Source organism: Lactobacillus sp. WILCCON 0059 (assembly GCF_057197985.1).
Map to the genome: position 1 here is coordinate 2,002,841 of NZ_JBUBHN010000001.1, position 12,710 is coordinate 2,015,550.

Sequence of the window (12,710 nt, forward strand, 5' to 3'; positions counted from 1 at the left end):
TACTATTTTTGGCAAGAAATTAGGGCCGGTACTTGTAAATCGAGTTGTTGAGATTGTCCTTTACCAGCTGGTCGAAGAGTTCTTTGCCCTTGGCCGTGATTTTATCAGCAATCGCATTATTGGCTTCCGTCAAAAAGTCTACCAGGTCTGCTTGGCTTAACTTTTCAGCTTCTCTGTCAGTTTCATCAACATGCTGGATCGCCAGGCTCTGGCAGTCAGCCTGGAAGGCCCGGAGCTTTCTCTGCCAATCCTGCTGCTTGCCTTCAAGCAGGGCCTGGATGCACTTGTAGAGCCAGTAGGCGCTACCCATCGGGTCAGCCTGGCCGGTCTTGATCTGGTAGTTGGCCGGGGTGTCCTTGATGTTGGTGTAGAAAGGCACCCAAGGCGCTGCGGCGTAAAGGCCGAAGCAGAGCCACTGGATGGACTTGTAGCCTTCTGGCCGGTCGTTTCTGATCTGCATGATGGAGCATTCCTGGGATACCGTCACGGAAATTGGCCGGTAGGCATTCTTGACCGGGCTTTCTTCCTTAGTTAAGTAGTCATATTCCGTGTTTTCGTAGTGGCTGCTCAGGTAAAATTGCACGTCTTCGATGGCGATCTTCTTGGCTGGCACCCGGCAAAACGGCATGTCCAAGTCGTCGATTGCCTGATCCACTTCCGGGTTAAAGAGCTTTTGCCCATACCACATCCGGGGCGTGTTGTAGCGCAGGTCGTCTTGGTCTCTTGGGGCAAAAATCTCCCGGAAATTGAAGCTGCCAGTCTTCGACGGATTCAGGTGGTGGTCCTTGACGAACTGGCGAAGGTTAGTGGAATACATGTAATTGGCCGGATCATCAAAGTCGATTTCCCCGATGATCATCATGTTCGGGGCCACGACATAGCTGTCGTCTGGCACCCGGCGGGCAACCCACTGGTGGCCGGCCCCGGTTTCCATGTACCAGATTTCATTTTCATCGCCAAAAGCAATCCCGTTGCTTTCGCTGGACCCGTATTGTTCAACCAAGCGGCCCAGGCGCTCAACCCCTTCTCTGGCCGTCTTGATGAAAGGCAGAACCAAATAGAGCATGGAGTCTTCCCCGATCCCATTTTTGGCAAAAGGATCATGGCCTAAGACCCGGCGGTTGCTGGCTTCGCTTTCGGTTGAGCTCATGGCCACGTTGTAGCTGTTGATCCCCTGCTCGTCAAAGCGGCCGTAGTCTTCTACAGCATCGCGGACAGCGGTGAAGCCGCAGCCTTCCCCCTTTAAAGGAATTTCAACGCCGGTTCCTTTGGAAACAAAAACTTCATCATAATTTTTAGCTGGATAGTAGACAAAGCGCTTTTCGTTAAAGCCCTGGTCGTAGTCTTCATCTCTGGCCACGATCACTGACCCGTCAAGGCTGGCCTTCTTGCCCACCAGCATGGTTGTACAATTATCGCGCATTTTTCTTCCTTCTTTCTATTCGCTGACCTGCATGCTCCGGTCAATCTTCGCCCGGCCCGTCTGGTAGTCAAACTGGTAGCCTGGCTGCACATTATAGATGTAAACATTGAAATCCAGTGTCCCGTCGGTTGAAACTGCCTGCAGGTTGATCCCCCGGGCCATAAGTTCCCTGCCTTTAAAAATTGGCGTTGCCTGGTAGATGACCTTTTTCCCACTTCTTAAAGCTGACCGGACCTTGCTTTCAAAAATCGTCTGGATCTTTTGGTTGGAGAAGGCCGACTGGGTAAAAAGGTTCTTAGGGTTGTTCTGGTCACCGGACTGGTTCTTGGGGTTGTAGTTGCCGTCCTGGTCAATGCCGGCGGAAACTGAGTAGGCAATGAGGTGCCCCCGGTTGTAGATCTGGGTCCCGTTTTGCCGGTTGGAGTGCCAGCCGGTTGGCTGTACGTACTGCCTTACTCTTAAGGAGTCGTTGGCCACGTTCCGCTTTTCCAAAAAGGCGGTGTTGGAGCTGGAAGTCCGGTTCTGGCTGTCCAGGTTGGAGTAGATGACCCGGTTGACCTTCCAGGCGCTTTTCACCAGGGTGGAGTGGTTGTTGTTAACATAGCGCCAGCCCTTGCCTCCGGACTTAAAAGTCTCATTGGCTAATTTCTGGTAGTCGCTCTTGGCTAATCCCCCGTAGACGGTTTTAGCCGTTTGGGCCGAGCTGACTGCACTTGATGAAGTGCTGCTGGTACTGGAGCTAGTTAAATTTTCCTGGCCGCCCTTGGTGTAGACGCCCCAAATGATTGCCGCCGCGGCAATTAAAACCGACAGGAGGCTGGTATTTTGGCGCTTCTTGCGCCTGCGTTTTTTTGCCATTTCTTTTCCTCGCTTTTTAGACTAAACCTATTTTAGAGGATTTTTGCCGGAAACCAAAAGATTTAACCTATAATTGATAGAAAAAGAGCAAACAGCAAATATAAAAGAAAGGAAAAAATCATGGAAGAATTCAACTTAAATGATGGAAACAAGATTCCAAAGATCGGCTTTGGCACATACAAGATCAAGGGCTACCAAGGGGCCCAGGCCATCAGCCAGGCGATCGAAAACGGCTACCGGCTCCTGGACTCAGCCGCCCGCTATGAAAATGAAGGAGCCCTGGGCAAGGCGATCAGGAGCAGCTCAGTTGCCAGAAGCCAGCTTTTTGTAACTTCCAAACTGCCGGGGGCCCACCACGAATACAAGGCCGCGATCAACGAACTGGAAGAGGGCCTCTTAAGAAGCGGCTTGGACTACTTTGACCTCTACCTAATCCACTGGCCGAATCCTTTGGAAGATCATTATGTAGAAGCCTGGCAGGCCTTGATTGACGCGCAAAGATTTGGTTTGGTCCGGTCGATCGGGGTGTCGAATTTTGAACCGGGGCATATCGACCGCTTGATCAAGGAAACGGGGGTTACGCCGGCCGTCAACCAGGTGGAGCTGCATCCCTATTGGTCCAGCCGCGCCGTCCGGGCTTATGACGATGAGCATGGAATCGTTACGGAAGCCTGGAGTCCGCTCATGCGGGCCGGGGAAGTTTTCCAGGAAGATTTGATTAAAAAGCTGGCCGCCAAGTATGGCAAGAGTCCGGCTCAAGTAATTTTGCGCTGGGAAATCCAACTGGGAGTAGTGCCGATTCCAAAGGCTTCATCCAGCCAGCACCAGTTGAGCAACCTGGACATTTTTGACTTCAGTTTAACTGAGGAAGAAGTAACAGCCTTGACGGATTTGGATAAGGCAGATGGCCGCCGGCCCGACCGCGACCCTAACCAGCACCAGGAATTTTAAGAAGTGGAAATAAGCAGTTGCACTGGTCAACTGCTTATTTTGTTTTTCAACATCTGCAAGAATTCGATGCTATCTCACTTTTCCCTGCTTTGATAAGCAAAATTTGTGCTCTGATTTTTAAGATAATTAATTTTCCGCCCTTTCAGACCTTATAAAGTAACTCAGCTCTTGCACGATATAGTTATATCGCTAGAAATTCATGACTAAGCGTCTATATGCTTGCTCACATAATCGCCCATCTTGCGCGGGAACTTTATAATATCTACGTGCATTTATGACAAACAACTAATCTTCGCTATTTATGTGCTCTTTCTGTAAAGAAAGCGTTATCATATGATTGATGAATCGATTTATCAAAATTCGTTTACTGAAAAGTGGAGGTCGAATCATGAAGAAGCGCGATAAACCACATATCGTTCACCCATTTACTTTTGTCGGTAATTTTCAAGGTGACTTCAAGGCAAGTTACATTCATCAGATTACCAGTTGGAAGTGATCTACCATGACAAAAACAGAAAAAATTTTTTCAACAATCATTAAAGCAGTCAACTGCTTGATCTTCCTAGTCGAAGCAGTTCTAATCTGGCTCATGGGAGCAGAGCAGGTCACATTTCAAACTAATCTGAAAGAGCTTGAGATCGGCTGGTCATTCATCTTGATTTCAGTCGCACTCGTATTGGCAGCTGTACTTATTTGGACAAGCAAGTTCTCAATCCTCTTCTGGATCACTGAAATTGTCCTAGTTGCCGGATTCATTGCCTTGACTTCTTTACGGGTGATGAATACTGGTACAGCTTTTGACATACTCGGACCTGCAGCAATTCTCGCCATCATGCGCTATGGCAAATTCGCTAAGCCATACGTAGGACCGATTACAGTTGTCATTCTCAACTTAGTTTACATTTATCTTTCAACCATTCCTTACGACTGGTACGTCAATTACTGGTTTACGAAGTAAAACTCCAATCATCCGACAACAGCAAAACTGAGCTCACATCAATATGAGCTCAGTTTTTTCTATATTCAGCTAAAAATTTTCCTGCTACTTCTCATTCTCTTGTAGCAAGGCAAAAAGGGCGCCATAGAGGTTGGTATCGTTTCTGAACTTGGCCGCCACGATTTCCGGAGGAATTACCTGCTGGCGCAGCATTGGGTTGTCATTAAGGATTTCCCCGAACTGCCGGCGGATTTCCTCAATTAGGATTCCCTGGGCGCTGATCCCGCCGCCGATAACAACCTTTTTCCCATTGATCACGGTCTGCAGGTTCAAAATCATCACCGCTACATCCAAGCAGTATTGGCGGAAGATCTTGCCTGCCTCTTCATTGCCGGACTTGATGGCGGCAAAAGCCACCAAGCCATCATTGACGTCTTCATTGCCCAGCTCCTGGTTGACCTTTTCCACCATGCCAACGGCTGAACAGGCAAAGCCGGCGTAGGCATCCATGGTCTTGAGCCCGGCACCTTGGTTCGTGATCATCCAGCTGAGTTCCCCGGCCTGGAAGCTGCTCCCGTGCAAAAGCTTGCCGCTAACGACGATCCCGCCGCCAACGCCGGTGCCCAGAGTCAACACAGCCCCGGTGTCAACTCCCTTGAGTTCACCTAACCATTGTTCACACAAAGCCGCCGCCTTGCCATCGTTTTCCGCGCTGACTGGAACCCCGTATCTGGCCCCCAAGGTCTCTTCCAGGTTCAAGCCATCTAAAAAAGGCAAGGCCCCGCCAAAGTGAATGATCTTCTTTTCCGTGTCGATCTTCCCTGGCGCGCAGACCGCGATCCCGGCAAACTTGCCCTTATACTGGTCGCCGACTTCATACAGAGCCGCCACAAAGTCGTCCAAGTTGTCCGCGCTTGCCCGCTTGCCTTTTTCCAGCAGCTTTCCTTCGCCATCCATCAAGGCATACTTCACGTTGGTTCCGCCAATGTCAAAAACTAAGTATTGCGTCATTTTTTACCCTCACCTCTAAAAATGCATCTTTAACTATCATTATAAGCGCTTTCTGTAATCAGCACTATGCCAAAAATTGACCAAAAAAAGGCCAGCCTTGAGCTGGTCTTAGAGCAATACTTATCAACTATCTAAAAAATGCTTGATTAGTGGTGGGAAGCACCGCTAGTTGCTTCTGGTTCAGCTGGCTTCTCTTCTTCCTTGGCAGCTTCTGCTTTGGTTGAAGGACCAGTCTTAGCGTCTGGGTCAGAGTTGCGGCGGTAAGTTGCGCCAGTTGAAGCATCTGGGTCAACAACCAGCTTCTGGCCAGTTGATTCGCAGAAGTACTTCACGAATGGGTAGATGTCTTGTACCCATTCATAGATACCCATGTAGTTGCCTTCTTCGTCTTCCACTCTCTTGTAGTAGTGCAAAACGAGTTCAGTCAAGTTACCAGTTGGCACTGGCATCCATACTGAGTCATGGCCGCCTTCTTTGGTCCGCAGGGCGTGAACAACCTTCTTGGCAGTTGGGATAACGTCACGGATGTCTGGGTGAACCGCGCCCATAGTGTCGCCGACTTGAGCTGGCACACGGCCGGCCTTCATCTTGTAGTTAGGGTCTTGCGGACGGTTGTACCACAGGAACTGGTTGTTGTCGTCCACATAAGTCATTTCCCCAAAAGTGTTCCGCAGCATCCAGTTGATTTGGTTAACGGTCAAAAGACCAGCGTCCAGCTTAACGTAGTCGTCGCCTTCAGCCGCGTTAACCTTGGCAGCTGCCTTGTCCAGCCATTCCGGGTCGTTCTTGTCCAAACCGTCAACAGTGTAGCGGCTGTGGCCAGTTGCTTCAAAGTCTTCCTTCAAGTATTCTTCAGGCTTCATGTCCTGCAGCCATTTTGGTTCTGCCATAATTCAGTCTCCTTCAGTCTTGCAACAAACTGCTTTTTTCTTTTTTCTTGTTTTCTTACTTACACTCTCAATTGTATCCTGTAAGCACTTACTTTGCAAGAGCAATATATCATATTTCTTATATGTACAAAAATAGATATTTCGCTTTTACTGAATTAAAAAGCTGTTTAGCATATATTTTACTATATAAAAGCAAGCGAAATAAAAAGCCAGCTTAAGCTGGCTTTACTTTGTCCAAAACTATAATCTGGTCGAACATGGCCTTTTCCACGTCCGAAATCTTGTGGGCGACTTCGATCACCGCTACCTTTGGGTTGCCCAGCAGGGTCTCATGGATTTCCAAAGACAGGCGGGGGTCCAAAGCACTGGTGGCTTCGTCAGCCAGCAGGATCGGCCGGCCGGACAAAAGGGCCCGGGCAATTTCCACCCGCTGGATCTGCCCGCCGGAGAGATTGTTGCCGTTCTCCCCAACTGGGTAGTCCAGGCCATTTTCCTGGATCAAGTCATCCAGGCCAGCTTCATGGCAGGCCATGAGCAGCTGTTCTTCATCCACATCCCGGCCCAAAGTCACGTTGAAGCGGAGGGTGTCGTCAAACATGAACGGCTTCTGGTTGACGTAGGAGTAGAAGTTGTGGGCCTTGTACCAATCTCCTGTCACGTCCTCGCTGTTGATCAAGATTTCACCATGGCTTGGCTTGTAGATGCCCAGCATGAGGCGCAGAAGGGTAGTCTTGCCCCAGCCGGACGGAGCCATAAGGAGGATCTTTTCCCCTGGCTTGACCTTGATGTTCACGTGTTCAAAAATCTGCCGCTTGCTGTGCTTGGTCACGTAGGCCACGTCCCGGATCTCCATGCCGTCGAAGTGGTCAACCGGGTAGCTGTCATCTTTTTGCACGTAGTTGAGGGCCCGCTGGGTTCTCTGCCACATCGGCACGGTCGACTTGACCTGGTTGAATTCGTTAAACAAGGTAACGACCGGACTGATGAAGTTGATGGCTAAGTCGACCATCATGACCAAAGTCCCAACTGCCAAGCGGCCTCGCATCATCATGATCCCGCCGATCGTGCAGGGAATGATGAAGCAGAAAAGTTCAGCTGCTGAATAGATCAGTTCCAAGGCCCAGGCCTGGGTCAAGGTCATGTTCCGAAGAGCCGTTTCCATGTCCCCGGCCGCCCCCACTGCCCGCTTGACAATATTAGTGCGGACGTTGTAGAGTCGGGCTGACTGGGCCCCGTTCAAGCTGTCTGACACGTACTGGGTGTAAACGGCGTTCTTCTGAGTCCAAATCCGGGACTTCTTGGTGATGATCCGGCTGGTAACAACCTGCACGCCGGCTGGAGCCAGAGTCGCCACGATAAAGACCAGGGTCATTTCCCAGGAGTTGTAAAAAGCAAAAGCCAAAGAACCCACGAAGGTCAAGCTTTGATAAATGATATCCAGCTGGGCCGTGACCCGGTTGGTTTCGATCTGCTTTAAGTCGTTGGTCATGAAACTCAGCCCGTCCTTAGTGTCCAGGCTGTTTTGATCGATCAAGTAGCGCAAATTAGCTTCTTTTAAAGTCATGTTCACGCTTCTGATAATGTTCATTTTGGTCGTTTCATAGACGAAATTGCTGGCCATGAACAAAAGCTGGCCCCCGGCCGTTAAGGCGGCGAAGCCGATCAGGCGCTGGTAGTCACCTTTGCCGGAAGAGGCAATGTTCAGCATGATCTTGAGCATGTAGGCCACGAACAAAACATTGCAGGCCTTGATGGCAGCCAGGAAGGTGAATAGGGCGACCTGGCCTTTCCGTGCGTATTTGAGACTCATTGGATAATCCCTCTCTTTCATAAACATTATAGCAATCTTTCCTGTTTTTGCCGCCAGCATTGATATAATTAAGATAATCCTAAGAAAGTAAAATCTTGCTAAAGTCTGATTCCTGGCAAATTGCGGTATTTTTTTGAAAAAGACAAAACTAGAAAAGAGAAGACACAAAAATGAAATTAGTTGAACTGCACACCAAAGCCGACCAATTATCTGGCAGCTACTATCTGGGCTACCTGGTCTACCAAAGTGCTGACGCGGCCGCCCTCATCAGCCTGGACGACGACGCTAACGCCGGCGGGGTCTTAGTCATCAACAACCAGGACATCCTGGCCAGCGTCGACGAATCCCCCAGCCTGGCCTACTGCCAGCGCCTTATCGATGAAGGCAAGTCGACCGACCCCTTCTCCCTCATGCCCCTCAACCAGGAGCTTTTAAAAACGCCATTGACCAGTCTTGGCGCGGCCAGCGAAGCCGCCATGGAGAAGGCCCTGGTCGTCAATATCACTTTGACCAGCGGGGTCGTCTACACCGGCATTATTGTCCGCACTAGTCCTAAAGAAATCCAGCTGAAGCAGATCGGCGACGACTATGAGCTGGACCCTCTTCGCTTGATCGTGCCCCTGGCCGACATCTCCAGCCTGGAATTAAACGCTCCTTTAAACAAGCTCTGGAAAAAGTACCAGCCGGTCAAGGACCAGTTTGCCGGCAAGAATCCCTACGGCCTGGTTGAACTTTACCTGGACTGGCTGGATGACGCCCGCTTTGGCAGCTGCATCTTGGGCCGGGTTATTGACCAAAGTGACCAGTATCTCCTTTTTGAAAGCTTGAACGACTACGGGCAACTGGAATCCATCTGCTTGATCAACAGAGAAGACGTGGTGCATGAGACAGTCAATTCCGCCGCCATCGACTTCTCCAGCTTCCTGGTGGCCTATAACCAGCAAATGGAAATTTTTGACCCAGGCCACTTGGGCAAACTGGCTCAGTCCTTAGACCATGTCCCGACCGCCCGGGAAGTGATTGAAAAAGCCGGCAAGCAGTTGGTCAGCGTTGACGACTACGAATTAGCCGGGGAAAACCTGGGCTACGTAACAGCGGTAGATGAAGAAGGCTTCACCATTGAGGATCCGGAAAGCGGGCAGGAAGTCAGCCACCTTTTTGAAAATGTCTGCTCTTTGGATTTAGCCAGCACCGAGCTGGAAAAAATGCGGGAATTCCTGGCTGCCCAAAACCAGTAGGCAAATAAGTAATATAATAGATAAAGGCATATACTGAACTAGATAGTTAGGAGATTTTTTCAATGAAACAAGGAACGACGATTTTGACTTTGGACAACGGCTACCACCTTTGGACCAACACCCAAGGGACGGGTGACATCCACCTGCTCTGCCTGCACGGGGGCCCGGGCGGCAACCACGAATACTGGGAAGACACGGCTGAACAATTGAAGAAGCAGGGCTTGAACGTCCAGGTCCACATGTACGACCAGCTGGGCTCTTTGTACTCTGACCAGCCGGACTACAGCGACCCGAAGATCGCGGACAAGTACTTGACTTACGAATACTTCTTGGACGAAGTTGAAGAAGTCCGGCAAAAGCTGGGCATCGACAACTTCTACTTGATCGGACAAAGCTGGGGCGGCCTTTTGGTCCAGGAATACGCCGTTAAGTACGGTGATCACTTGAAGGGAGCCATCATCTCGTCCATGGTTGACGACATTGACGAATACGTGGCCGCGGTCAACCGCCGCCGGCAAGAAGTTCTGCCGCAGACCGAAATCGACTTCATGCACGAATGCGAAGCCAAAAACGACTATGCCAACCAGCGCTACCAAGATGACGTGCAGATCTTGAACATCAACTTCGTTGACCGCAAGCAGCCTTCCAAGCTCTACCACCTGGGCGATTTGGGCGGCACGGCTGTCTACAACGCCTTCCAGGGCGACAACGAATTCGTCATCACCGGCAAGCTGAAGGACTGGCACTTCAGAAGCCAGCTGCCAAAGATCAAGGTGCCAACCCTGCTGACTTTTGGCGAAGTGGAAACCATGCCCCTGGAAACGGCCAGAACCATGCAGAAGCTGATTCCTAACTCCCGCCTGGTGACTACTCCTAATGGCGGCCACCACCACATGGTCGACAACCCGGATGTCTACTACAAACACCTGGCTGACTTCATCAAGGAAGTTGAAGCTGGCACTTTCCAAGGCGAATAAGCAGCGATTTGTAAAGTCCCCTAAGGGGGCTTTTTTTGTAAAAGAAATCTTAACCTTTGGTAAAAGATCCAAGTTGGAAAAGGCTTCTGCCTTTAGCTTTTGCCCTTTTTCAAGTAAAATAGGCTAAGACTAATCATAAGCATTTAGGAGGCAAAAATTTGACAATCGGTAAAGAACTACAGAAACAGCGCCGTGCCAAGCAGCTCAGCCTGGAAGCCGTTAGTCAAACCCTGCGGGTCGACCAGGCGACTCTGCAAAAGATTGAAGCCGATGATTTTCAAGGCTTAAACCCAGTCCTGGTCAGAAGCTGCATCCGGCAATACGCCAGCCTGCTGGGCCTGGACGGGGCAAAGCTCTTAGACCAGTTTACTGAACCTGCCGTTGCCGGCAAGGACATCCCTGCTGCTAATACCCAAGCCGCTAAGCCGGCCAGCCCAGTTAAAGAAAAGATCACTGAAGTCCGGGCCACTAATCCGGCTCCGGTTAAAGAGGCCAGCCCAGCTGGCAAGGCCAAGGAAATTTTGGACAAGAGCAAGGTGCCGCATGGCTTCAAGGCAATTTTTAAATTCTTTGATGCCATCAACTTAGACAAGCTCTTAAAGATCGGGATCTGGGTCATCTTGGGCCTGGCCGTGGTCGGGTCCGTAGCCGGCGGCTTCGGTGCCCTGGCTTCTAAAGCCACCAGCACTACCCGCTCATCCAGCTCTTCCCGTTCCTCGTCATCATCTTCTTCATCATCTAAGCCGGAGCAAGATAATTCCGCTAAGCCTGATGAAAACAAGCCGAGCCAGGATGACCGGCAGAGCCAACCGAGCCAAAGCCAAAGTGAAGAGAAGCAGGCAAGTTCTTCCAGCCAAGAGCAGAGCCAGGCCAGCTCTGCAAGTTCTGCCAGTTCCTCTAGTTCCGCGGCCAGCTCCTCCAGCCAAGAGCAGAGCAGCCAGGAAGCTTCCTCTAGCAGCCAGTCAAGCACTGACACGACGACTGATACAAACGAATAAAGTGCATGCAAAAAGCGCCCGAGCAATCGAGCGCTTTTCGTTTACTGTTATTTTTGACCTTAAGCCCGGCCCTTGTAAGTCCCTTCCAGGGTGTTGATGACCAGTTCGTCGCCTTCGTTGATGAAGTCTGGCACAGTGACAACCAGGCCAGTTTCCATGGTAGCTGGCTTGCCGCCGGAAGCAGCGGTTGCCCCCTTGATGCCTGGCTGGGTTTCGACAACCTTCATGTTGACAGTTGATGGCAATTGTACTGCCAAAAGTTCCCCGTCTTCAGTGAATTCCAGGATGACTTCGATGTTTGGCATTAGGTACTTGACGTCGTCACCCAGTTGGTCGCCGGAAATAGCGTATTGTTCGTAGGTTTCCGTGTCCATGAAGTTGTAGCTGTCGCCTTCAGCGTACAGGTATTGGGCGTTCTTCTTGACGACTTCGACCAGCTCGATCTTTTCACTTGGCCGCATGGTCTTGTGGATCACGCTGCCGGCCCGGACGTCACGCAGGTCCATCTGCATAACGGTGTTGCCCTTGCCTGGCTTGTGGTGGTTGGCCGCCATAACCAGCATCAGCTTGCCGCCATCGTCAAAAATCATGCCTTTTTTCAATTCGATTGCTTGCATAAAAAAATCTCCCTAATAAATTTTTTATCACCGTTCTCCATTATACCATTGACTTAAAAGCCGCGAAGGTAAATTTTGTCAATCAAGTGCCCCTCAACCTTATGCAGGATCAAGTTGGCCCGCTCCTTGGTCGGGGCGATGTACTGACGGAGGTTGACCAGGTTGACCATCTGCCAGGTTTCTTCCGCCAGGCGCAGGGCCTCGTCTTCCGGCCCGTTGGCCAGCTTGTAGTAGAAGTTGCTTGGATCGTTCTTCTTCATTTTCATGATCTTCTTGAATCGCTGCATATACCACTTTTCAATCAAGTCTTCTTCCGCATCGATATAAATTGAAAAGTCGAAAAAGTCGCTGGTTACCAGCTGCCCGCTTTCCGGCAGCTGCAGGGTGTTGATCCCTTCAATGATCAAGATATCAGGCTTTTCCACATGGCCGTAGCGGCCTGGGACGATGTCGCTTAATTCCTGGGAATACAGGGGATAAACGACGTCATTTTTCCCGCTGACCACGTCCTGGAGGAAGTCTCTGAGCATCTGCATGTTGTAGCTTTCCGGGAAACCCTTCCTGGGCATCAGCTTCCGCTTCTCCAGCTCCTGGTTGGGGTAGATGAAACCGTCAGTGGTCATCATCTGGGTCTTTAAGTCCGGGTAATACCGGGTTAAAAGCAGCTGCAAAAGGCGGGCAGTCGTGGACTTGCCCACGGCAACTGAGCCGGAAATGCCGATGATAAAAGGCAGATTTTTTCCTGGCAGGCGTAAAAAGGCCGCCTTCTTGGCCGCTGTCTCCCGCTTGGCCTGGTAGGCCAGGTGGATGTAGTTCAGCAGGGTCTGGTAGATTTCGTCGACGTCCTTGACGTCCAGCTGGTCGCCCAAAGACTTGACCTTGGCCAGCTCTTCATTGGTCACCGCCAGCTCGGTCTGGGGGGTTAAAGCTGCCCAGGCCTGCCGGCTGAATTCGGTATAGTTTCGCATCTTTTTACTTGTCCTTTTCTCATTCTTTATCT

At 50.6% G+C, this 12,710-nt stretch carries 12 protein-coding genes; 5 read left to right on the top strand and 7 right to left on the bottom strand.

Going from position 1 to position 12,710, the window contains the following annotated elements:
- Nucleotides 1-19: 19 nt before the first annotated feature.
- Complete coding sequence (locus ACYVUT_RS09470) at nucleotides 20-1,423, bottom strand: C69 family dipeptidase (protein WP_484501920.1); 1,404 nt, start codon at nucleotides 1,421-1,423, stop codon at nucleotides 20-22.
- A 15-nt stretch (nucleotides 1,424-1,438) separates the two neighbouring features.
- Complete coding sequence (locus ACYVUT_RS09475; RefSeq protein ID WP_484500723.1) at nucleotides 1,439-2,281, bottom strand: DNA/RNA non-specific endonuclease; 843 nt, start codon at nucleotides 2,279-2,281, stop codon at nucleotides 1,439-1,441.
- Between the two features lie 120 nt (nucleotides 2,282-2,401).
- On the opposite strand from ACYVUT_RS09475, the gene ACYVUT_RS09480 reads away from it, so the two are divergent.
- Nucleotides 2,402-3,232 (top strand): aldo/keto reductase, encoded by an 831-nt coding sequence (locus ACYVUT_RS09480; protein ID WP_484500724.1) that lies wholly within the window; start codon nucleotides 2,402-2,404, stop codon nucleotides 3,230-3,232.
- Between the two features lie 502 nt (nucleotides 3,233-3,734).
- Nucleotides 3,735-4,190, top strand: coding sequence for a hypothetical protein (locus ACYVUT_RS09485; protein ID WP_439776377.1), 456 nt, complete (start codon nucleotides 3,735-3,737; stop codon nucleotides 4,188-4,190).
- A gap of 84 nt (nucleotides 4,191-4,274) precedes the next feature.
- Here ACYVUT_RS09485 and ACYVUT_RS09490 read toward each other — a convergent pair whose 3' ends face one another.
- The 3 genes from ACYVUT_RS09490 to ACYVUT_RS09500 all read right to left on the bottom strand — a co-directional run bounded on the left by ACYVUT_RS09490 (nucleotide 4,275) and on the right by ACYVUT_RS09500 (nucleotide 7,880).
- Nucleotides 4,275-5,180 carry an ROK family protein gene (locus tag ACYVUT_RS09490; RefSeq protein ID WP_439776378.1) on the bottom strand — a complete coding sequence of 302 codons (906 nt, stop codon included), beginning with the start codon at nucleotides 5,178-5,180 and terminating at the stop codon, nucleotides 4,275-4,277.
- Between the two features lie 146 nt (nucleotides 5,181-5,326).
- A complete protein-coding gene (locus ACYVUT_RS09495; RefSeq protein WP_439776379.1) occupies nucleotides 5,327-6,070 on the bottom strand; it encodes a PAS domain-containing protein in 744 nt (247 codons plus the stop codon).
- 214 nt (nucleotides 6,071-6,284) lie between these two features.
- Nucleotides 6,285-7,880 (bottom strand): ABC transporter ATP-binding protein, encoded by a 1,596-nt coding sequence (locus ACYVUT_RS09500; RefSeq protein ID WP_484501921.1) that lies wholly within the window; start codon nucleotides 7,878-7,880, stop codon nucleotides 6,285-6,287.
- A gap of 170 nt (nucleotides 7,881-8,050) precedes the next feature.
- Between ACYVUT_RS09500 and ACYVUT_RS09505 the strand changes: the two genes are divergently transcribed.
- The 3 genes from ACYVUT_RS09505 to ACYVUT_RS09515 all read left to right on the top strand — a co-directional run bounded on the left by ACYVUT_RS09505 (nucleotide 8,051) and on the right by ACYVUT_RS09515 (nucleotide 11,093).
- Complete coding sequence (locus ACYVUT_RS09505; RefSeq protein WP_484501922.1) at nucleotides 8,051-9,118, top strand: hypothetical protein; 1,068 nt, start codon at nucleotides 8,051-8,053, stop codon at nucleotides 9,116-9,118.
- Between the two features lie 62 nt (nucleotides 9,119-9,180).
- A complete protein-coding gene (locus ACYVUT_RS09510) occupies nucleotides 9,181-10,095 on the top strand; it encodes a proline-specific peptidase family protein (protein WP_439776382.1) in 915 nt (304 codons plus the stop codon).
- Between the two features lie 158 nt (nucleotides 10,096-10,253).
- Entirely contained in the window at nucleotides 10,254-11,093 is an 840-nt protein-coding gene (locus tag ACYVUT_RS09515; protein ID WP_484500729.1) for a helix-turn-helix domain-containing protein, read from the top strand.
- A 59-nt stretch (nucleotides 11,094-11,152) separates the two neighbouring features.
- Here ACYVUT_RS09515 and efp read toward each other — a convergent pair whose 3' ends face one another.
- The gene (gene efp / locus ACYVUT_RS09520; protein WP_002879354.1) at nucleotides 11,153-11,710 is read right to left on the bottom strand and encodes an elongation factor P; all 558 of its coding nucleotides are present in this window, start codon (nucleotides 11,708-11,710) and stop codon (nucleotides 11,153-11,155) included.
- 53 nt (nucleotides 11,711-11,763) lie between these two features.
- Complete coding sequence (coaA, locus tag ACYVUT_RS09525; protein ID WP_439776385.1) at nucleotides 11,764-12,678, bottom strand: type I pantothenate kinase; 915 nt, start codon at nucleotides 12,676-12,678, stop codon at nucleotides 11,764-11,766.
- Between the last annotated feature and the right edge of the window lie 32 nt (nucleotides 12,679-12,710).

Bases quoted from the DNA above. Each gene is read 5' to 3' on its own strand.
- ACYVUT_RS09470 (WP_484501920.1), bottom strand. From the start codon at position 1,423: ATGCGCGATAATTGTACAACCATGCTGGTGGGCAAGAAGGCCAGCCTT.
- ACYVUT_RS09475 (WP_484500723.1), bottom strand. From the start codon at position 2,281: ATGGCAAAAAAACGCAGGCGCAAGAAGCGCCAAAATACCAGCCTCCTG.
- ACYVUT_RS09480 (WP_484500724.1), top strand. From the start codon at position 2,402: ATGGAAGAATTCAACTTAAATGATGGAAACAAGATTCCAAAGATCGGC.
- ACYVUT_RS09485 (WP_439776377.1), top strand. From the start codon at position 3,735: ATGACAAAAACAGAAAAAATTTTTTCAACAATCATTAAAGCAGTCAAC.
- ACYVUT_RS09490 (WP_439776378.1), bottom strand. From the start codon at position 5,180: ATGACGCAATACTTAGTTTTTGACATTGGCGGAACCAACGTGAAGTAT.
- ACYVUT_RS09495 (WP_439776379.1), bottom strand. From the start codon at position 6,070: ATGGCAGAACCAAAATGGCTGCAGGACATGAAGCCTGAAGAATACTTG.
- ACYVUT_RS09500 (WP_484501921.1), bottom strand. From the start codon at position 7,880: ATGAGTCTCAAATACGCACGGAAAGGCCAGGTCGCCCTATTCACCTTC.
- ACYVUT_RS09505 (WP_484501922.1), top strand. From the start codon at position 8,051: ATGAAATTAGTTGAACTGCACACCAAAGCCGACCAATTATCTGGCAGC.
- ACYVUT_RS09510 (WP_439776382.1), top strand. From the start codon at position 9,181: ATGAAACAAGGAACGACGATTTTGACTTTGGACAACGGCTACCACCTT.
- efp (WP_002879354.1), bottom strand. From the start codon at position 11,710: ATGCAAGCAATCGAATTGAAAAAAGGCATGATTTTTGACGATGGCGGC.
- coaA (WP_439776385.1), bottom strand. From the start codon at position 12,678: ATGCGAAACTATACCGAATTCAGCCGGCAGGCCTGGGCAGCTTTAACC.